At 43.8% G+C, this 20,569-nt stretch carries 14 protein-coding genes and 2 rRNA genes; 5 read left to right on the top strand and 11 right to left on the bottom strand.

What is annotated here, in order from left to right; genetic code table 11:
- Positions 1-56: 56 nt before the first annotated feature.
- From NST81_RS04890 to NST81_RS04875, 4 genes are all read right to left on the bottom strand, one after another.
- Positions 57-2,989, bottom strand: a 23S ribosomal RNA gene (locus NST81_RS04890).
- Between the two features lie 260 nt (positions 2,990-3,249).
- Positions 3,250-4,804: ribosomal RNA gene (locus NST81_RS04885) — 16S ribosomal RNA — on the bottom strand.
- Together the 16S and 23S rRNA genes form the textbook arrangement of a ribosomal RNA operon.
- Before the next feature lie 350 nt (positions 4,805-5,154).
- The gene (locus NST81_RS04880; protein ID WP_003353176.1) at positions 5,155-5,505 is read right to left on the bottom strand and encodes a YlbF family regulator; all 351 of its coding nucleotides are present in this window, start codon (positions 5,503-5,505) and stop codon (positions 5,155-5,157) included.
- 159 nt (positions 5,506-5,664) lie between these two features.
- On the bottom strand, positions 5,665-6,801 hold the full coding sequence (locus NST81_RS04875; protein ID WP_341028669.1) for a DUF445 domain-containing protein: 1,137 nt from the start codon (positions 6,799-6,801) through the stop codon (positions 5,665-5,667).
- A gap of 132 nt (positions 6,802-6,933) precedes the next feature.
- On the opposite strand from NST81_RS04875, the gene NST81_RS04870 reads away from it, so the two are divergent.
- From NST81_RS04870 to NST81_RS04850, 5 genes are all read left to right on the top strand, one after another.
- Positions 6,934-8,289, top strand: coding sequence for a YheC/YheD family endospore coat-associated protein (locus tag NST81_RS04870; protein ID WP_341028667.1), 1,356 nt, complete (start codon positions 6,934-6,936; stop codon positions 8,287-8,289).
- Between the two features lie 48 nt (positions 8,290-8,337).
- Complete coding sequence (locus NST81_RS04865; RefSeq protein WP_340396892.1) at positions 8,338-9,714, top strand: YheC/YheD family endospore coat-associated protein; 1,377 nt, start codon at positions 8,338-8,340, stop codon at positions 9,712-9,714.
- Positions 9,698-10,885 (top strand): YheC/YheD family endospore coat-associated protein, encoded by a 1,188-nt coding sequence (locus tag NST81_RS04860; RefSeq protein ID WP_341028665.1) that lies wholly within the window; start codon positions 9,698-9,700, stop codon positions 10,883-10,885. Before NST81_RS04865 ends, NST81_RS04860 begins: the two co-directional genes overlap by 17 nt.
- A gap of 230 nt (positions 10,886-11,115) precedes the next feature.
- Positions 11,116-11,304 carry a hypothetical protein gene (locus NST81_RS04855; RefSeq protein WP_003353182.1) on the top strand — a complete coding sequence of 63 codons (189 nt, stop codon included), beginning with the start codon at positions 11,116-11,118 and terminating at the stop codon, positions 11,302-11,304.
- A 304-nt stretch (positions 11,305-11,608) separates the two neighbouring features.
- The gene (locus tag NST81_RS04850; RefSeq protein ID WP_048622819.1) at positions 11,609-11,827 is read left to right on the top strand and encodes an alpha/beta-type small acid-soluble spore protein; all 219 of its coding nucleotides are present in this window, start codon (positions 11,609-11,611) and stop codon (positions 11,825-11,827) included.
- A gap of 141 nt (positions 11,828-11,968) precedes the next feature.
- On the opposite strand, the gene fumC is transcribed toward NST81_RS04850, so the two are convergent.
- The 7 genes from fumC to leuC form a co-directional block, all read right to left on the bottom strand.
- The gene (gene fumC, locus NST81_RS04845) at positions 11,969-13,342 is read right to left on the bottom strand and encodes a class II fumarate hydratase (protein WP_341028660.1); all 1,374 of its coding nucleotides are present in this window, start codon (positions 13,340-13,342) and stop codon (positions 11,969-11,971) included.
- Between the two features lie 248 nt (positions 13,343-13,590).
- Positions 13,591-14,454, bottom strand: a complete 864-nt coding sequence (gene pabC / locus NST81_RS04840) for an aminodeoxychorismate lyase (RefSeq protein ID WP_341028658.1) — start codon at positions 14,452-14,454, stop codon at positions 13,591-13,593.
- Entirely contained in the window at positions 14,451-15,050 is a 600-nt protein-coding gene (gene pabA / locus NST81_RS04835; protein ID WP_341028656.1) for an aminodeoxychorismate/anthranilate synthase component II, read from the bottom strand. The genes pabC and pabA overlap by 4 nt, the downstream gene beginning before the upstream one ends.
- Complete coding sequence (locus tag NST81_RS04830) at positions 15,047-16,447, bottom strand: anthranilate synthase component I family protein (RefSeq protein ID WP_341028654.1); 1,401 nt, start codon at positions 16,445-16,447, stop codon at positions 15,047-15,049. The genes pabA and NST81_RS04830 overlap by 4 nt, the downstream gene beginning before the upstream one ends.
- 216 nt (positions 16,448-16,663) lie before the next feature.
- On the bottom strand, positions 16,664-17,926 hold the full coding sequence (ltrA, locus tag NST81_RS04825; protein WP_003354109.1) for a group II intron reverse transcriptase/maturase: 1,263 nt from the start codon (positions 17,924-17,926) through the stop codon (positions 16,664-16,666).
- A gap of 614 nt (positions 17,927-18,540) precedes the next feature.
- Positions 18,541-19,143, bottom strand: coding sequence for a 3-isopropylmalate dehydratase small subunit (leuD, locus tag NST81_RS04820; protein ID WP_048622815.1), 603 nt, complete (start codon positions 19,141-19,143; stop codon positions 18,541-18,543).
- A gap of 13 nt (positions 19,144-19,156) precedes the next feature.
- Positions 19,157-20,569, bottom strand: coding sequence for a 3-isopropylmalate dehydratase large subunit (leuC, locus tag NST81_RS04815; protein WP_341028648.1), 1,413 nt, complete (start codon positions 20,567-20,569; stop codon positions 19,157-19,159).

Genomic DNA, 20,569 nt, shown 5'->3' with positions numbered 1-20,569 from the left:
GATTGTTCCTTCAAAACTAGATAGAAGAAGCAGTTTCACCGATTTCGCGCTTTCTTTTGGTTAAGTCCTCGATCGATTAGTATCCGTCAGCTCCACGTGTCACCACGCTTCCACCTCGGACCTATCTACCTGATCATCTTTCAGGGATCTTACTTTCCGAAGAAATGGGAAATCTCATCTTGAGGGGGGCTTCATGCTTAGATGCTTTCAGCACTTATCCCTTCCGCACATAGCTACCCAGCGATGCCTCTGGCGAGACAACTGGTACACCAGCGGTGCGTCCATCCCGGTCCTCTCGTACTAAGGACAGCTCCTCTCAAATTTCCTGCGCCCGCGACGGATAGGGACCGAACTGTCTCACGACGTTCTGAACCCAGCTCGCGTACCGCTTTAATGGGCGAACAGCCCAACCCTTGGGACCGACTACAGCCCCAGGATGCGATGAGCCGACATCGAGGTGCCAAACCTCCCCGTCGATGTGGACTCTTGGGGGAGATAAGCCTGTTATCCCCGGGGTAGCTTTTATCCGTTGAGCGATGGCCCTTCCATACGGAACCACCGGATCACTAAGCCCGACTTTCGTCCCTGCTCGACTTGTAGGTCTCGCAGTCAAGCTCCCTTCTGCCTTTGCACTCTGCGAATGATTTCCAACCATTCTGAGGGAACCTTTGGGCGCCTCCGTTACCTTTTAGGAGGCGACCGCCCCAGTCAAACTGCCCACCTGACACTGTCTCCCACCCCGATCAGGGGTGCGGGTTAGAATTTCAGTACAGCCAGGGTAGTATCCCACCGGCGCCTCCACCGAAGCTGGCGCTCCGGTTTCCAAGGCTCCTACCTATCCTGTACAAGCTGTACCAAAATTCAATATCAGGCTGCAGTAAAGCTCCACGGGGTCTTTCCGTCCTGTCGCGGGTAACCTGCATCTTCACAGGTACTATAATTTCACCGAGTCTCTCGTTGAGACAGTGCCCAGATCGTTACGCCTTTCGTGCGGGTCAGAACTTACCTGACAAGGAATTTCGCTACCTTAGGACCGTTATAGTTACGGCCGCCGTTTACTGGGGCTTCGGTTCGCACCTTCAAGCAAAGCTTTAAGCGCTCCCCTTAACCTTCCAGCACCGGGCAGGCGTCAGCCCCTATACTTCGCCTTACGGCTTCGCAGAGACCTGTGTTTTTGCTAAACAGTCGCCTGGGCCTATTCACTGCGGCTTCTCGGGGCTATGCACCCCAAAAAGCACCCCTTCTCCCGAAGTTACGGGGTCATTTTGCCGAGTTCCTTAACGAGAGTTCTCTCGCACACCTTAGGATTCTCTCCTCGCCTACCTGTGTCGGTTTGCGGTACGGGCACCTTTTTCCTCGCTAGAGGCTTTTCTTGGCAGTGTGGAATCAGGAACTTCGGTACTATATTTCCCTCGCCGTCACAGCTTGAGGTTAGTGGCAACGGGATTTGCCTCGCTGCCCCTCTCACTGCTTGGACGCACATCCAACAGTGCGCTTACCCTATCCTCCTGCGTCCCCCCATCGCTCAAACGGAAAAGAGGTGGTACAGGAATATCAACCTGTTGTCCATCGCCTACGCCTGTCGGCCTCGGCTTAGGTCCCGACTAACCCTGAGAGGACGAGCCTTCCTCAGGAAACCTTAGGCATTCGGTGGAAGGGATTCTCACCCTTCTTTCGCTACTCATACCGGCATTCTCACTTCTAAGCGCTCCACCAGTCCTTCCGGTCTGGCTTCTCTGCCCTTAGAACGCTCTCCTACCGCGGACACCCGAAGGTGTCCACCCGCAGCTTCGGTGATACGTTTAGCCCCGGTACATTTTCGGCGCAGAATCACTCGACCAGTGAGCTATTACGCACTCTTTAAATGGTGGCTGCTTCTAAGCCAACATCCTGGTTGTCTAAGCAATTCCACATCCTTTTCCACTTAACGTATACTTTGGGACCTTAGCTGGCGGTCTGGGCTGTTTCCCTTTTGACCACGGATCTTATCACTCGCAGTCTGACTCCCAAGGATAAGTCACTGGCATTCGGAGTTTGTCTGAATTCGGTAACCCGATGAGGGCCCCTAGTCCAAACAGTGCTCTACCTCCAAGACTCTTCCCTTGAGGCTAGCCCTAAAGCTATTTCGGAGAGAACCAGCTATCTCCAAGTTCGATTGGAATTTCACCCCTACCCACACCTCATCCCCGCACTTTTCAACGTGCGTGGGTTCGGGCCTCCAGTAAGTGTTACCTCACCTTCACCCTGGACATGGGTAGATCACCTGGTTTCGGGTCTGCGACCCCATACTCATGCGCCCTGTTCAGACTCGCTTTCGCTGCGGCTCCGTCTTTTCGACTTAACCTCGCATGAGATCGCAACTCGCCGGTTCATTCTACAAAAGGCACGCCATCACCCGTAAACGGGCTCTGACTACTTGTAGGCACACGGTTTCAGGTTCTCTTTCACTCCCCTCCCGGGGTGCTTTTCACCTTTCCCTCACGGTACTGGTTCACTATCGGTCACTAGGGAGTATTTAGCCTTGGGAGATGGTCCTCCCAGCTTCCGACGGGATTCCTCGTGTCCCGCCGTACTCAGGATCCACCAGGGAGGGAACGAAGTTTCGACTACAGGGTTGTTACCTTCTCTGACGGGCCTTTCCAGACCTCTTCGTCTACCTCGTTCCTTTGTAACTCCACCATTGGTGTCCTACAACCCCAGAAGGCAAGCCTTCTGGTTTGGGCTGTTCCCGTTTCGCTCGCCGCTACTCAGGGAATCGCTGTTGCTTTCTCTTCCTCCGGGTACTTAGATGTTTCAGTTCCCCGGGTTGCCTTCCTTACCCTATGGATTCAGGCAAGGATGCTGCCCCATTACGGGCAGCGGGTTTCCCCATTCGGAAATCTCCGGATCAACGCTTACGTACAGCTCCCCGGAGCTTTTCGGAGTTAGTCCCGTCCTTCATCGGCTCCTAGTGCCAAGGCATCCACCGTGCGCCCTTTCTAACTTAACCATGTTGGTTTTATCCTAGATGGCGATACTCGGTTTATGCTGCTTCTTTTTTCTATCTAGTTTTCAAGGAACAACTTGGAAGGATGAAATCCTTCAAAACTGAACAAAACGAAAGCGTACAATTGATATCTGTCCAGCTCCGGCTCCTAGGTGCTCGAGGTCACAATCCATCTTGCTGCGGTGGTTGAAATACTACCTCCTCGCAAGCTGTCTTGTGCTTGTCGCACCTGAACAGTCGCCTCTGCTTTTCTTCTTCCTTAGAAAGGAGGTGATCCAGCCGCACCTTCCGATACGGCTACCTTGTTACGACTTCACCCCAATCATCTGCCCCACCTTCGGCGGCTGGCTCCCGTAAGGGTTACCTCACCGACTTCGGGTGTTGCAAACTCTCGTGGTGTGACGGGCGGTGTGTACAAGGCCCGGGAACGTATTCACCGCGGCATGCTGATCCGCGATTACTAGCGATTCCGGCTTCATGCAGGCGAGTTGCAGCCTGCAATCCGAACTGAGAATGGTTTTTTGGGATTAGCTCCACCTCGCGGTTTCGCGACCCTTTGTACCATCCATTGTAGCACGTGTGTAGCCCAGGTCATAAGGGGCATGATGATTTGACGTCATCCCCACCTTCCTCCGGTTTGTCACCGGCAGTCACCTTAGAGTGCCCAACTGAATGCTGGCAACTAAGGTCAAGGGTTGCGCTCGTTGCGGGACTTAACCCAACATCTCACGACACGAGCTGACGACAACCATGCACCACCTGTCACTCCGTCCCCCGAAGGGGAACCCTCTATCTCTAGAGGTAGCGAAGGATGTCAAGACCTGGTAAGGTTCTTCGCGTTGCTTCGAATTAAACCACATGCTCCACCGCTTGTGCGGGCCCCCGTCAATTCCTTTGAGTTTCAGCCTTGCGGCCGTACTCCCCAGGCGGAGTGCTTAATGCGTTAGCTGCAGCACTAAAGGGTGGAAGCCCTCTAACACTTAGCACTCATCGTTTACGGCGTGGACTACCAGGGTATCTAATCCTGTTCGCTCCCCACGCTTTCGCGCCTCAGCGTCAGTTACAGACCAGAGAGCCGCCTTCGCCACTGGTGTTCCTCCACATCTCTACGCATTTCACCGCTACACGTGGAATTCCGCTCTCCTCTTCTGCACTCAAGTCTCCCAGTTTCCAATGACCCTCCACGGTTGAGCCGTGGGCTTTCACATCAGACTTAAGAGACCGCCTGCGCGCGCTTTACGCCCAATAATTCCGGACAACGCTTGCCACCTACGTATTACCGCGGCTGCTGGCACGTAGTTAGCCGTGGCTTTCTGGTCAGGTACCGTCAAGGTACCGCCCTGTTCGAACGGTACTTGTTCTTCCCTGACAACAGAGCTTTACGATCCGAAGACCTTCTTCGCTCACGCGGCGTTGCTCCGTCAGACTTTCGTCCATTGCGGAAGATTCCCTACTGCTGCCTCCCGTAGGAGTCTGGGCCGTGTCTCAGTCCCAGTGTGGCCGATCACCCTCTCAGGTCGGCTACGCATCGTCGCCTTGGTGAGCCGTTACCTCACCAACTAGCTAATGCGCCGCGGGCCCATCTGCAAGCGGCAGCTTGCGCCGCCTTTCAACCTTCCTTCATGCGAAGGAAGATATTATCCGGTATTAGCCCCGGTTTCCCGGAGTTATCCCCGTCTTGCAGGCAGGTTGCCCACGTGTTACTCACCCGTCCGCCGCTAACTTTCAAAAAGCAAGCTTCTTGAAAGTCCGCTCGACTTGCATGTATTAGGCACGCCGCCAGCGTTCGTCCTGAGCCAGGATCAAACTCTCCAAAAAGAAATTCAACTTGGCTTGTTTCGATTGAAACATTGGTTTACGCTTCGTTTTGTTCAGTTTTCAAGGATCATCGCATCATATCTTTCATTGTATGGCAATCATTGTTCAATCGCTAAATTCTATTGAACTTTCACTTACCATCGAAGTGACATATAGAATAATAGCACCTATATTATAATAAGTCAATAATTTTTTTACTTTTTTTCATTGAAACTACATGAAGACAATGACAATCCCATAAGGTTTCTCTTTTTGATTCGCCATATAAAAAGAACAAATCACAATAGTGGAGGATAAAAAATCCTCCACTATCGATATTTCTATGCGAAAACCATCAGCCGCTCTTTTCTTTATCCGTTGAACGGTCCGTATAATTCGTCGAGCGGTTTCATTATAATTTTGTTCAGTTCATTAATAACCGTACTCATCCGCTGTTCTGCGTCCATTAATTGTGCAATTTTTCCGTTCTGCTGAACAAGAGCTGCCGCTTTTTGTGCCTGAATCACTTCTTCTTCTGAAATGTTTTGCCCCATCATTTGTTTTTCCTGCAAACGCATTTGAATATTGCGGAAGTTCTCAAATAAATTTCTTGCTGATTCATCATTATTCACTGCATAAAATAATTTTTTTAAATTCACGTATTCGTCGCTTTGACGCAAAGCTTTTTCCAAGCCTCGAGCATTCTCATAAAGATTTTCCATGCAGGACCCTCCTCCTGTTTGGCTATGCCATCCACCCGTAAATAGGACAACAACATTGCCATCAGCCGTTTTTTCTATATTTTCTTTCACTAAAACTGCCACTCAACTATAGCAAATTATGAACTAGAAAGCGAGAATGTTCCTGACAACTTTGATTTCTTATGGAAACAGCAACGTCACAAACCCTTGCAGCAAGCCGATGACTCCTCCCAGCAATGCACCTAAATAGGTAATAGCCTTTAATTCTTTATTAGCTATTTCAATCACCATTTTTTCAATACGCTCGAGGGAAAAAGACTCTACCTCTTCACGGACAATATCCGCGATCCGTAATTTTTCTACAATGGTTTGGATACGATTCGAAAAAAATGGGGCTGCTTTTTCAACTAGCCGTGGGATATATTGCTTTAAAATTTCTTCTTCATAAGAATTCAGCAGATCAGAGAGTGTTTTTTGAAAAAATGTTTCTGTGTTGAACTGACGAACGATAAATTCCGTTCCTTTCTCTACCGTGTTCTTATCCAGCCATTCCGACAAAATACGCTCCCATTTCCATTCCAACATTTTTTCGAACTCAGCCCTTATGATAGAAAGAAGTATTTCATTCGTCCCTGGATTGCGTAAAAATTTCATCATTTCAGGCAGTATTTTATCGACAATCGAGGAATTGCCCAAAAGCATTTGAAGCATACTTCCCATCATGCCTCGTTCCGCCAAAAAATCATCCAGCATTTTTTTCACTCTTTGTTTACCTTCCGAACTTGAAAAGTAGTTCATTGCATGTTGTAAAATATAGGCGCTCACATCCGGGAGTTTTTCTTCCAACTTTCGAATCGTTTCAGGCAAAAGGACATCTTTAATAGTCTGGCTTGAATAAGAATTCCCCAATTCCTCAATCGTTTTTTCCATTTTCTTTTTCAGATATCTTTCCAATCGCTTTTCCGGTTCTTGCACCCCGACCAATTCCATCCATTCTTTGATCGTTTTTTCTGAAGTGAACAATCGTTTTGCTTCCTGTTGAACGAGTGAGGTCATATCTTGAAGAAATTGCAGATCTTGAAATTTCTTTTGAATGCTTTGCGGCGTAACTAAATGATCGGATACCATTTTCCCAAGCTGAAAAGCAATTTCTTTTCGCCGTTTCGGAATCAATCCGGGTGTAAAGGGAATATGCCATTTCCCGATATACAGACTGCGATGGGGGCGAAACAGCATTAAAATGGCAATGGCGTTCGTAATTCCGCCAATAACGGCTCCAATTATGACCATAAATAATACAAGTAAAGAACCTGACATTTCGTATCTCCTTCCCGAGTTTTCGACATATGAACCTTTTACGCTCTTCCTTCATACGATGAAAACATCAGCAATTGCCCATTGCTTCATTATAAAATTTCACACGGAAAAAGTGCAAACGGGGAATCGCTCATGTTTTTCGACTTACATGTAAAAATAGAACAATGGCAAGATGAAAAATCCGTCCAAATTTCGTTTTTTCCAACTGAAGCGTTAAACATAAACCCATTGAAATTATGTGTAGGCCATTGGAAGTTCGATCTTAAAAAACAGGATGCGGAACGGACCAATGAGAGTTGGTTTCAAATGAAAAACGACGGTAAAAGAAATTTATTCTTTTTAGAGCGAAAATGGCAAGGCTACTATGCGGCGGATTCGGCCACGCTTTTTTTAGGTCCGGTGATTGCCATCTTAACGGAAATAAAAGGCTCAAAAGGAAACATACAATTTCCTTCTATTGAAGAGTTTTGCAAAGAAGTGGATCAAATATTCCGAAAAAAAGGCGGCTTTATGTATGTTGCCAACTTGAACGACTTTTATAAGAAAACAGGCTATTATCGAGAAGAACATGAATGGAAAAAAGAAACCCTTCCGATTCCGGATGTCATCTACAACCGGATACACTCGCGAAAAAAAGAATCTTCTCGTGCGTTTCGAAACGTTAAGAGAGTAGTAAAGAAGCACTGCATTTGCTTTTTTAACGAATCATTTTTGGATAAATGGACAGTTTTTCAACTTCTTCAAGAAAGTGACGATATCCGTCCTTATCTGCCAGAAACAAAACTTTTAACGAAAGATTCTCTTTTGCAAATGCTGGAAAATTCACCGGTTTATATAAAACCAATCGCAGGAAGCCAAGGTAAAGACATTATTTATGCTGAACAAAAAGATGGAAAAATGTTCATCCGATCAACCGGAGAAATGCTTGATATGGATGAAACCATAGAAATCCAACCTTTTCTAACAAAACTATTCCACTCGTTAGACCCCTCTTCGTTTCTCATTCAAAAAAAAATTGACCTTCTTACGCCACAAGATTGTTTGCTGGATTTTCGATTGCTTTGCCATTGGCAAGGCGATCATGGCTGGAAAGTAACATCCATTGTCGCTCGAACCGGGAAAAACAAAGCAATTGTTTCCAATATTTCTCAAGGAGGGCATTTGGAAAAACCAAAAACCATCTTAAAGAAATTTTTCCCGACCGATTTTTTTCATATATATCAAACGATGATACAACTTGCTGTAAAGGTGGCGCAAGCCGTACATCAGCGTTCAGATGGAAACTTTTTCGAATTGGGAGTAGATATCGGAATCGATCAAAAGGGGAAAATTTGGCTCATTGAGGTGAATTCAAAACCGTCCAAAAAAGAAGCCATTCATACGAACACTTTTCGCCCGTCTGCACTGGCTATTTTTCACATTGCCGAAAAAAAGTGGAGAGAAAGAATGGAATTTGATGTACAGAACCGTGATGAACGAAATGACTGAAGCAAACTTTCGTTCGTTATACGAAAAATTTCTTCATGAGGTGGTCTAATGAAAAAATTCTATCGACTCGAAATCGTAGAAGATGAGAAAGAATTTATTTATCTCCCAAAAGATTTGCAAAAACCTCCGTCTGAAAAAATCAGAATTTGTTTTGGTACGAAAGTAGAAGAAAACTTGTCCAACATCCATATGAACAGACGGAATATCCTATCCATTAGTTCTGCTCTTGCAGAAAAACTGTTGGTCCCATCTCAAGCAAAATCGTGTCATTTATTTATATCCGGAGATACGTATATCATTGGTCCTTTAATCGGCATTTTTTCATCTGGATTCACCCCTTTCCCTCTTCGGCCAATAGGCAAGAGAACAGATTTTTTTGCAAAACTGCTCTCCTTGCAAGACTCCTTGGGTGTGATTACGTATGTTTTCGGGGAACAGCAAATCGACTGGGACAGCGGGATCATTTCCGGCTATTACTTTTCGGAAAATAAATGGAAGATCAACCAATTTCCCTTTCCAAACGTCATCTATGACCGGCTGCCGAACCGTAGAAGCGAAAAAAATCCTTCTTACCGAAAAGCCAAGAAAAAACTGCAAAAGGATTATTTAATTCCTTGGTATAACCCGGGGTTCTTCAATAAACACGAAATTTTTGAATATTTGAAACAAAATAAGGATGCCAAGCCATATCTGCCGGAAACAGAAGTTTTCACATCCATAGACCAATTAAAAGCCATGCTAAATCGTTGGAAAAATATTTATTTGAAGCCAATGAACGGCAGTTCAGGAAAAGGGATCTACCAATTTATACAGGATAAGGACCAAGTTTATTACTGCCGCTTTCATGACCAAAAAGGCAACCATTTGCTAAAAGTCAAGAATTTGCATGAATTTGTTTCTTCTCGTTTTTCGAAACGGACTTTCCCGCAAATGCTTTTACAGCAAGGAATTTCTCTTTTACGCCATGACAATAGACCGCTTGATTTTCGCGTCCACACCAATAAGGATTTGGACGGACAATGGAAAGTGACCGCAATGGCCGCCAAAGTAGCCGGAAAAGGAAGCGTGACAACCCATTTAAAAAACGGCGGAGAAGTAAAAAGCTTAGAAGAAATTTTTCCGGAACCAGCTTTATTGGAAACTTACCAGTCAAAATTAGAACAGGCCGCCCTAACGCTTTCTCAAGCGGTGGACACTCAAATAGACGGAATCGTAGCCGAAATCGGATTCGACTTTGGAATTGATCGAGAAGGACGAGTATGGTTTTTTGAAGCCAATTCCAAACCTGGAAGATCCATTTTTATTCATCCAGATTTAAAAAAATTCGAGCAATTAACTCGCAAAATGTCTTTACTGTTTAGTGTTTACTTGATGGAAAAATCCATTTTGGATGAAGAGGAGCTTTCCTATGAACATTTATTATGATGCCGATCATCAAAAATGGTGCCACAATAATTCCGATCACACCTTTTTTATTTTTGGTTCCGACGAGTTGCATCCTCTTAAAAATGGCCATAAAACGGAAAAAGAGTTTACCGTTACTCCAAAAAAAAGAAAAATCGGGCCATTGGTTGGAATTTTAACCGGTTGTGCAGCGGACGGCACTTATTATGGAAACATTCCGCTTTTTAAAAACATACAAATGGCACTGCAGGCAAAAGGGGGGCTTTCTTATATTTTTTGCCTTGACGGAATTAACGACGATTTTATCGACGGCTCCATTTATCACATAGAATCAGAAACTTGGCTCGATGCCAGGTTCCCCTTTCCCGATTTAGTCTACAATCGAATGCCGAGCAGAGCAAAAGAAAAAAGTCGCTCCTTTCAAAATTTCGTTCGCATTCTGGGAAATAAAGGCATTCCTTTTTTTAATCCTTCTTATCTTAATAAATGGGAAGTATACCAGGCCTTTAAGAAAGATAAATTTTTATCCGACTATTTACCAGAAACCCGTCCCTTTCAAAATTTGGACTCGTTTCAATCTTTTTTGTCAGAAAAAAAACGGTTGTACGCAAAACATCGATCCCTTTCTCAAGGAAATGGAATTGATTTGTTAATATTTGAGGAAAACGGAGCCGTCACTTGCCAAAATGTACATCAAAAACGTCAATATCCTTCCATTGAATCGTGCTATGCTGACAGAAAAGAGGAATGGACAGGACAATATATTCTTCAAGAAGCGGTGGAAACAGAAAAAATAAATGGAAATAAATACGATTTTCGCGTTCTTGTTCACTATCAAAACAAAAACTACATCGTTACTGGCATCGGAGTCAGAGTATCAACCAAACAGCAGATTACCACACATACGACAAACGGCGGAAAACGAATACCCTTTCAACATCTTGCCTCCCCGGCATTAGAAAAACAAATTTCAAATCTGGCCAACGCCTGCGGCCATCAACTTTCTAAAGAGTTTGATTTTTTCGGGGAATTTTCAATGGATATCGGCAAAAAAAAGACAGGAGAATTAGTATTATTTGAAGTCAATGCAAAACCGATGAGTTTTGACGAAATCGAAATTGAAAAGAAACGATTAGAACATATAACGCAATTATTTTTCGAAAAAACAAATTTTGAAGACGCAAAAGGATGATTGAAGTTTTTTCCCACGATAAGAAAAAACGCATCTTCCATTTATTAAGGCACTTTATCTGTTGAAAAGTGCCTTATTTCTGTTTTCTGCGCATCTATAGATCGCTGCAGCCAACAGCTGATTATGCGCGAAACATGAAGATCGAAGTACCGGAAAAAAATAGGTTTGTCCGGTCAAAAGAATATTCTTCCTTCTTCTTCGGCAAAATAAAAATTAAGGAGGAGATGAAAATGGGAATAAAAAAACAGGAAGCATCCTTTTTGCCGGATACCAACTTTGAAGGAAAAGATGAATTATTTTTGGATGTGGATCGCATGATTAATGAAGGGCTTTCCGGAGGATCAGTTCATTTGCATGGAAATAGGGCGAATATCGAAGAAGCCCATCCATTCGTAGAAGAAGAACCTCCGAACCAATAATTTTAACAAAGAAGATCCCGCCGCAATAGACGAGTCGTCGGCAACTCAATTGTAGGAGGGATCTTCGTTTCAGGAGTCGGCACGTTTTGATAAAGAAGCGGGTTTCTCCTTTTTTAAAAGGAAATAACTACCTTGCCGATCTTCGAATAATACAAAAAAACCGAAACATAATACTAGTACAGCCAGCCAATCATAACATTCATTCACAACATCTCGGGTTAGCCAAGCGGAAAGGAAAATTGATTCCTTTAGTCTGGTGCAATTCCAGCCTAACCCAAAAATACAATAAGGAGATGAACTTAAAATGGCAACAAATAGAAGCAATAGCAGCAACCAATTAGTAGTAGCAGGCGCTCAACAAGCTATCGACCAAATGAAATACGAAATCGCTCAAGAATTTGGAGTCAATCTTGGAGCAGATACGACTTCCCGCGCTAACGGTTCTGTAGGGGGAGAAATTACAAAACGTTTGGTTTCTTTAGCTCAACAACAAATCAGCGGTTACCAAGGTCAACAACAATAACTGAATAGGATATGGCTGTGGAGAGGCATCTTTTCTGATGCCTCTCCTTCTTCCATTAACGATTAAAGTCAACTAAGTAACCTTTCACTAAATCATAGACCTTCTTTTAAAAAAAGAACATAACTAGCTTAAGGCTTTCGCCTACAAATGAATCATTCTGGATGGGTCCACCCATTCATCGAACTGTTCTTCTGTTACATATCCAGTTTTTAATGCGGCTTCTTTTAATGTCGTCCCCTCTTTAAACGCCAATTTTGCAATTTCGGCTGCTTTTTCATAACCGATATATGGGTTTAAGGCCGTGACCAACATTAAAGATTGATTCATTAATTTATCGATCACTTCTTGATTGGCTTCTATACCACGGACACATTTCTCTTCAAAAGAAACCATTCCGTCTGCCAATAATCGGATGGATTGGAGAACATTATATATAATAACCGGTTTAAAAACATTTAATTCAAAATTTCCCTGACTGGCGGCAAATCCAATTGTAGCATCATTGCCAAAAACTTGTGCCGCTATCATGGTAATTGCTTCGCATTGAGTAGGATTTACCTTTCCTGGCATAATCGAACTTCCCGGTTCATTAGCCGGGATCGTCAATTCTCCCAGTCCGCTTCTCGGCCCGCTTGCAAGCCAACGAATATCATTGGCGATCTTCATTAAATCCGCCGCCAACGCTTTCAATGCACCGTGGAAGTGAACGATTTCATCATGGCTTGTCAAAGCATGAAATTTATTATCAGAAGATCGGAACGGATATCCTGTCTGTTTCTCCAGTTCTTTTGCCACTTTGGGGCCAAATGTGGGGTCTGCGTTGATTCCTGTTCCAACTGCGGTTCCCCCAATAGCCAGATTTAGAATGTAGGCACTGGAATCTTTCAGCATTTGTTCCGTCCGCTCCAACATGGTCCGCCAACCTGAAATTTCTTGCCCAAGCGTTAATGGTGTAGCATCCTGTAAGTGAGTTCTTCCGATTTTAATCAATTTCATGTATTGAACTTCTTTGTCTTTCAGTGTGGCCTTTAATTGCTGCAACGCAGGGACAAGCCGTTTTTGAAAGGCATTGTACACGGCAATATGCATGGCTGTAGGAAATGTGTCATTTGAACTTTGAGACATGTTGACATCGTCGTTTGGATGAATCGTTTCTTCATTATGCAACAGTTCATTCCCGCGATGAGAAATAACTTCATTGACATTCATGTTCGTCTGAGTGCCGCTTCCTGTTTGCCAAACAGACAACGGAAAATGTTCATCCCATTTTCCTTCTAAAATCTCATCGCATACTTGCACAATAGCTTCTTTTTTGGCAGCGTTTAATTTTCCTAACTCATGATTCACAACAGCCGCTGCTTTCTTTAAATGAGCATAAGCATAAATGAGATCAAGAGGCATTTTTTCTATACTAATTTTAAAGTTATTTCGACTTCTTTCTGTTTGCGCACCCCAATATTTGTCTTTCGGAACCTTCACTTCGCCAAGGGTGTCCTTTTCAATACGATACTCCATTTCCCATCCTCCTAACATGACCGTTCTTTTTAACTGTTAAACCATTTTTATCATAGTCTTATCATAAGAATTCTGTCAATTTTTTGGTTTTAAAAAATTTCATCAAATTCTGTTTTTGGCTCCCTTTATGCAATTGCAAATTTTCTATCAGATCTTTCAAGATACGCTATTCTTAAACACAGCTTCCAAAGCCCGATCTTTCTTTCCCCTAGCCTTGTGTTCAAATGTCGAAAAAGATTATTCACTACTTAAACGGACAATGCTTTTGCTGACCATAAATAAGAGCAATAACGCTGATATTCCTCCCAAAGTGTACGCACGTATTTTCCTCGGATTCCCGGATAAAAGCGATCTCCCATTTTTCGAACTGGAGCAATTTCAATAATGGAATTGGTTAAAAAGATTTCTTCTGCATAATCCAATTCTTCCGGAAAAAAATATCCCTCTTGCACCGGAATATGAAGTCTCTCTGCCAATTTCATAATGAATCGCCTCGTGACGCCATCTAAAATGCCCGTTTGTAAACAAGGAGTAAAAATCGTTCCCTCTTTTACCCAAAAAAGATTGGATACAATGCCTTCCGCTAAATGCCCTTCTTTCGTCAAAAAAATGCCTTCTTGTTCTCCATTGCTTCCCATTTCCCATTTTGCGGCCACATTATTCAAAAAGTGGTGAGATTTTAATCGTTTTCCCGTTTCCGGCGTGTTTCTCGGCAATGTTAATAAGACTGCTTCTTTTTCTTTCATGGCATGGAGACGCTTGAAGGGCCGCTGGAAAACGAAAATAGTCGGTCGATGATATGGTTCGTTTTGCATTCCCATCTCTCCGAGTCCCGCCGAAACATTCAAACGCACCGACGAATCCGTCAGCCCATTGCGTCGGCAAAGTTCCTGAATAATGTCCAACGCTTTTTTCCTCGTCATCGATGCACGAATACGCAATTCTTTTAACCCTTCATTAAGGCGTTCAAGATGGTCATCTAAAAGAAAAGGATGACCAGAATATGTAGGAATGGTCTCAAAAACGCCGAGACCATATAAATATCCATGATCAAACGGCGAGATCATCGCTTTTTCTTTTTCTATAAACTGACCATTGAGATAGACGATCATCTTGTCAGTCCCCCGTTCGCTTCCTGCTTCCGATAAGTATTGAAAAAATTGGACAAAAGCTGCTTACCGAATTCCGTTAAAATCGATTCTGGATGAAATTGGACACCTTCTATCGAATAGGATCGATGACGTAACGCCATAATCTCCCCTTCCTCCGTCCAAGCCGAGATTTCAAAACAGTGCGGAAGAGAGTCTTTATCCACTATAAGCGAATGGTATCTAGTGGCTCGAAACGGATTAGGAACATCGCGAAAGATGGTGCGGCCGTCGTGAAAAATGGCAGATGTTTTTCCGTGCATTTGTTTTTCGGCCCGAATAATGTTTCCGCCAAAAGCCTGCGCTATCGCTTGATGGCCGAGACAAACTCCAAAAATGGGAATACGGCCTGCAAAATAGCGGATAGCCTCCAAACTTATCCCCGCTTCATTTGGCGTGCAGGGCCCAGGTGAAATCATTAAAAAATCAGGAGAAAGGTTTTCTATATCGCGAATCGAGAGACAATCGTTTCTTTTTACAATGATCTCTTCTCCTAACTCCCCTATGTATTGAACGAGATTATAAGTAAAGGAATCATAATTATCGATCATTAAAATCATGTGAGCGCCTCCTTTTTTTCTGCCATTTCTTTTGCCTTCCATAGTGCCGCCGCTTTTTTCAATGATTCTTTGTATTCATATTGAGGTCGGGAATCCAGAACAATACCTGCCCCAGCCTGCACATAGGCTTTTCCATTTTTGGCAATCATCGTCCGGATCACGATATTAAGATCCATATCGCCATTCAACCCGATCCAGCCAATCGATCCTGTATAAACTCCTCGGCGAACATTCTCCAATTCTTCTATGATTTCCATCGTCCGAACTTTCGGTGCACCTGTGATCGTCCCTCCCGGAAAAACGGCATCAATCACGTCAAAAGCATTTTTTTCTTCTGCCAATATCCCTTCGACTTCAGATACTAGATGCATGACATGGGAATATTTTTCGATCGTCATCAATTCATTGACCCGAACAGTGCCATACTGACATACCCGTCCTAAATCGTTTCGTTCCAAATCCACCAGCATGACATGTTCCGCTCGTTCCTTCACGTTTCCGAGCAATTCATTCGCCAAAATCTGATCTTCCTCCTCGCTCTTTCCTCGAGAACGGGTGCCGGCAATCGGACGCGTTTTTACCCTTTGTCCGGTCTTTTTCACCAACAACTCCGGAGATCCGCATACTATTTGAAAATCGTTGGAGTGTATATATCCCATATACGGAGAAGGATTGATGCTGCGTAATGTTTTGTACACTTCAAGAGCCGGGACATGCAGCGTTTTCGCTTGGCGAACGGACAAATTGACTTGAAAGACATCCCCGCTGGCAATGTATTCTTGAATTTTTTCCACTGCATGAATAAATTCTTTTTCCGACAGCGACACTTCAAGATCTTTTCCCGAAATAGCAGGAACAGGTGATTCGATCTCTTCGCTTTCCTTCAGTTCGGATTGCCACATTTCCTTCCACGTATCCAAACCATATCGACTATCCTCAGATTCAGCTAATGTCATCACCCACAGACAATTCGTTTCATGATCAAAAACAACCCATTCTCGAAAAAAATAAAAATATAGAAGCGGAAGGTCCAGATCACCTTGCGCTAAATGGGGCAATTTTTCAATAAGGCGAGCATAATCATAGCTTATAAAGCCTATTAATCCGCCTTGAAATTCAGGCAGTCCCGGAGCCGGATCCAGTTTATAAGGTCGCAGCCATTGTTCAATCATTCGAAGCGGTTGACCTTCCATCCATTTATCGCGGCCATTCATTGTCACCTGAATCCCATTTTGTTGCCCTTCAATCACGGCAAAAGGTTCAATTCCAGCGATGCTGTATCGGCCGGATCGTCCACTTTCCAGCAAAGCATAATGCGACTTTCCCTTTACTAATTGGCAAAATTTCCGAAAAAACCGTTCCTTTGAATAAGGGATAGTGTCATAAAACAATTTCATTCGTTTGCAACCTTCTTTCTGTTTTGCATTCGGCCTCTTTCACATAAAAAGAGCCCTTGTTCCATTTATTATACATGCAAATAGGATAACAATTGAAAAAAGGCTCATCATGATTTAAGAAAGAATCCTATTTTCTCATGGAATCGAGTAGGAGGGAGCGATTAACTCCCGTCCTCTCACACCACCGTACGTACGGTTCCGTATACGGCGGTTCAATCAAGATAAATGACGCAAGAATTCATAACGTTTCTGTAGACTTTTAAGCCCTTGGTTACTCCAATAGGAGTTTCCAAGGGTTCTGTGTAATATGGGACTTTTTGAGATTCGCCAATAACCTTTACGACTGTTCCCCCATTCATAAGCTTTCCATTCAGGAACTCCTAGTTTTATGAGGTTGCGTATCCTGGTCTTTGAGGTCTTCCAGTTTTTCCATAAACACATCCGGAGTCTTCGTCGAATCCAGCCATCCAAATCTTCAAAGATACTCTTTGTGTCTGCTAATGCAAAATATCCACACCATCCAAGTAGATATTGGTTAAGTTTCTTAATCCGATATTCCATTGGGTATGGTATTTTTCTTGACGTGATTTCTCGCACCTTTTTCTTCATTCGTTTTAGACTTTGCTTGGCAATCCGAACTTTTGGCTCTTTTGAAGGTGTAAAACTAAATCCTAGAAACTTTCGTTTCCATGGTCGGTCAACCGCAGATTTCTTCTCGTTGACTTTTAGACGAAGTTTTCCCTCAATAAATCGTTTGACACTAGCCATGGTTCTTTCACCAGCCCGTTTTGACTTCACGTAAATATTACAGTCATCGGCATAACGAACAAATTTATGCCCTCTTTTCTCTAATTCTTTGTCTAGTTCATCTAGTACAATATTCGAAAGTAAAGGGCTTAGGGGGCCACCTTGCGGCGTCCCTTCTTCTGTCCTAGATACCACACCATTAATCATGACACCAGCTTGTAGATATTTGCGGATTAGCTTCAATAGTGGCTTTTCTTTAATAGTCTTGGCTAATGTACTCATCAGCCTGTCATGATTCACTCGATCGAAGAACTTTTCTAAATCCATGTCTACTACCCATCTATAACCATCTCTGATATAGCCTTTTGCTTTCCTAACTGCGTCATGAGCACTTCGATTTGAACGAAACCCATAACTATGTTCGGAGAACATAGGGTCATATATCCTCGATAATACTTGGGCAATTGCTTGTTGAATCAAACGGTCTGTTACGGTTGGAATACCTAGTAACCGAACACCGCCATCAGGTTTCGGGATTTCGACTCTTCGAACAGGCATTGGTTCATAGGTACCCTTGAGAATAGCTTCTTTAATGGATATCCAGTTTTCGACTATGTGCTGACGTAGGTTTTGTACGGGCATCATATCTACTCCATGGCTACCTTTGTTCTTTTCTACTCTTTGTAAAGCTAAAAGCATATTCTCCCGTGACAGGATTTGATTCAAAAGCATTGTTATTCTTCCTTCCGTGAATAGCTTATCTTCTTATGCCAGTGGTCACTCCACCCTCCAAGAGGTCCCCCACGGGATTCACCGTTTCCTTCCTCAAGTGAGGTACTACGTTTTCTGTGTTCAACATGACACACTGAATGCAAAGGGCTATTCTCTCTTAATTGTTCAGTCCTTCCGAATTGTTCTAGACCAATTCGTACTATGACCTCTGCTGACTTCTGATGGCTCAGCTACTTATCACTAAGTAGGTTATGAAGGCTACTTCACGTATCCATCAGACCTCCCCGGGTAAGAGTGTAATCTTTCCTTCCATCCATCTGCTTCATTTACTCTGTATCACCTTCGGCAGAAAGGGCTTTGTTTTGTTGTGCAAACTCACCCAGTGATACCTAGCCTCATATGAAGTTCGTGTTCCTCAGATCGGAAGTTTGCCGCCCGCTTCCTTCAGATTCCGCGTCACCACGGACACCCTTGCGTTAAGCTAACTGCTACTTCTGCCTTCGCAGCTCGGGACTTTCACCCTATAGATTACACCCATGCCGGGCGCACACGAAAAAGCTGCCGGGGCCAACCCCCGGCAGCTTTTCTAGTCATCACTTCGATGAAGATTAGGCCTATTTCGCCTGTACTGTTTTATCCCTTCTCTCCTCATAAGCTCGAATTTCATCTTCTAAATTAAGAGTGACGGCAATTTCATCCCATCCGTTTAACAGCATTTCCTTCCAATAAGGATCCATCATAAACGTAGCCAAAAATCCTTTTCGATCCGTCACATGCTGGTTTTTCAAATCCACAAAGAGACGGTAGCCAGGTTCTGATGCTTTTTCCAACAGCAGAGACACCTCTTCTGCCGTTAATTTTATCGGCAATAGTCCGTTCTTCAAACAATTATTATAGAAAATATCAGCAAAGCTGGGGGCAATAATGATTTTAAAGCCATAATCCATTAAAGCCCACGGAGCGTGTTCACGGGAAGAGCCGCAGCCAAAGTTTTCTCCTGCCACTAAAATACTGGCGTCTTTATATTGAGGATCGTTTAAAATAAAATCTTCCCTCACATTGCCGTCGTCGTCAAAACGCCAATGATAAAATAAAAACTGGCCAAAACCTTTGCGCTCAATTCGCTTTAAAAACTGTTTCGGTATAATTTGGTCCGTATCGACATTCGTTCTATTCAGAGGACAAACAATCCCATTATACTTATTGATTGGTTCCATATGGCTACATCTCCTATTGATAAATTCCAGTTAGTTTGCGAACATCCATAAATCTTCCCGCTATGGCTGCAGCCGCTGCCATAGGAGGGCTGACCAGATGGGTTCTAGAACCATTTCCTTGGCGCCCTTCAAAATTTCGGTTAGAAGTGGAAGCACAACGCTTTCCTGCTGGAACAATGTCCTCATTCATCGCCAAACACATGCTGCATCCGGATTCACGCCATTCAAATCCTGCTTCTGTAAAAATTCGATCTAACCCTTCTTCTTCAGCTGCTTTTTTGACAGTCTGAGAACCAGGTACAACTATCGCTTTCACGCCATTATGGACTTTCCGCCCTTTGACAACCTCTGCTGCTGCCCGCAAATCGCTCAGCCTGGAATTAGTACAGGATCCGATAAAAACATAGTCGATCGGAATGTCTTCCATTCTCGTTCCCGGCTTTAACCCCATATATTCGATCGCTCTTGCCGCCGCTTCACGGTCTTGTGCTCTTTCGAATTTTTCGGGAAAAGGAACAATTCCACTTATTCCTGTACCCATCGAAGGATTTGTTCCCCACGTCACTTGTGGTTCAATTTCTGAAGCATCAATTTCGAGCGTTTTGTCGTAAACAGCTCCTTCATCCGTCGCCAATGTCTTCCAATATTTCACTAATTTTTCAAATTCCTCGCCTTTTGGAACATACTTTCTACCTTTTAAATAATTAAATGTCACTTCATCCGGACTAACGAGACCGGCACGGGCTCCTGCTTCAATGGACATATTGCAAACAGTCATCCGTTCTTCCATGGAAAGTTTGCGAATGGCTTCACCCGTATACTCGATAATATAGCCGGTTCCGGCATCAATTCCAAATTTGGATATGATGCCCAAAATCAAATCTTTGGCCGTCACGCCAAATCCCAGTTTCCCGTTCACTTTGATTTGCAGCGTCTTTGGTTTTGCTTGCCAAAGAGTTTGAGTCGCCAATACATGTTCGACCTCGCTTGTCCCGATTCCAAATGCGAGAGCGCCAAATGCTCCATGAGTAGAAGTATGGCTGTCACCGCATACGATGGTTTTCCCCGGCTGCGTCAACCCAAGCTCAGGACCGATCACATGGACTATTCCTTGATCCGGATGGTTGATATCCGCCAATTCAATGCCAAACTCCTTACAGTTTTCATATAATTTTTCCATCTGCGTTTTTGAAATAGGATCGTTTACAATATGTCTGTTCATCGTAGGAACGTTATGATCCATCGTAGCGTATGTCAGATCGGGCCGTCTCACTTTTCGATTTTTCATGCGGAGTCCTTCAAAAGCTTGAGGAGATGTGACTTCATGTACTAAGTGCAAATCAATATATAATAAGTCCGGTTTTCCTTCCTCACGATGCACCACATGCTGTTCCCATATTTTTTCAATAATTGTCTTCGGCTGCAA

The organism is Bacillus sp. FSL W8-0223 (assembly GCF_038006805.1).
Lineage (GTDB): Bacteria > Bacillota > Bacilli > Bacillales > DSM-4216 > Bacillus_O > Bacillus_O smithii.
This window is presented reverse-complemented; position numbering and strand designations above follow the sequence as displayed.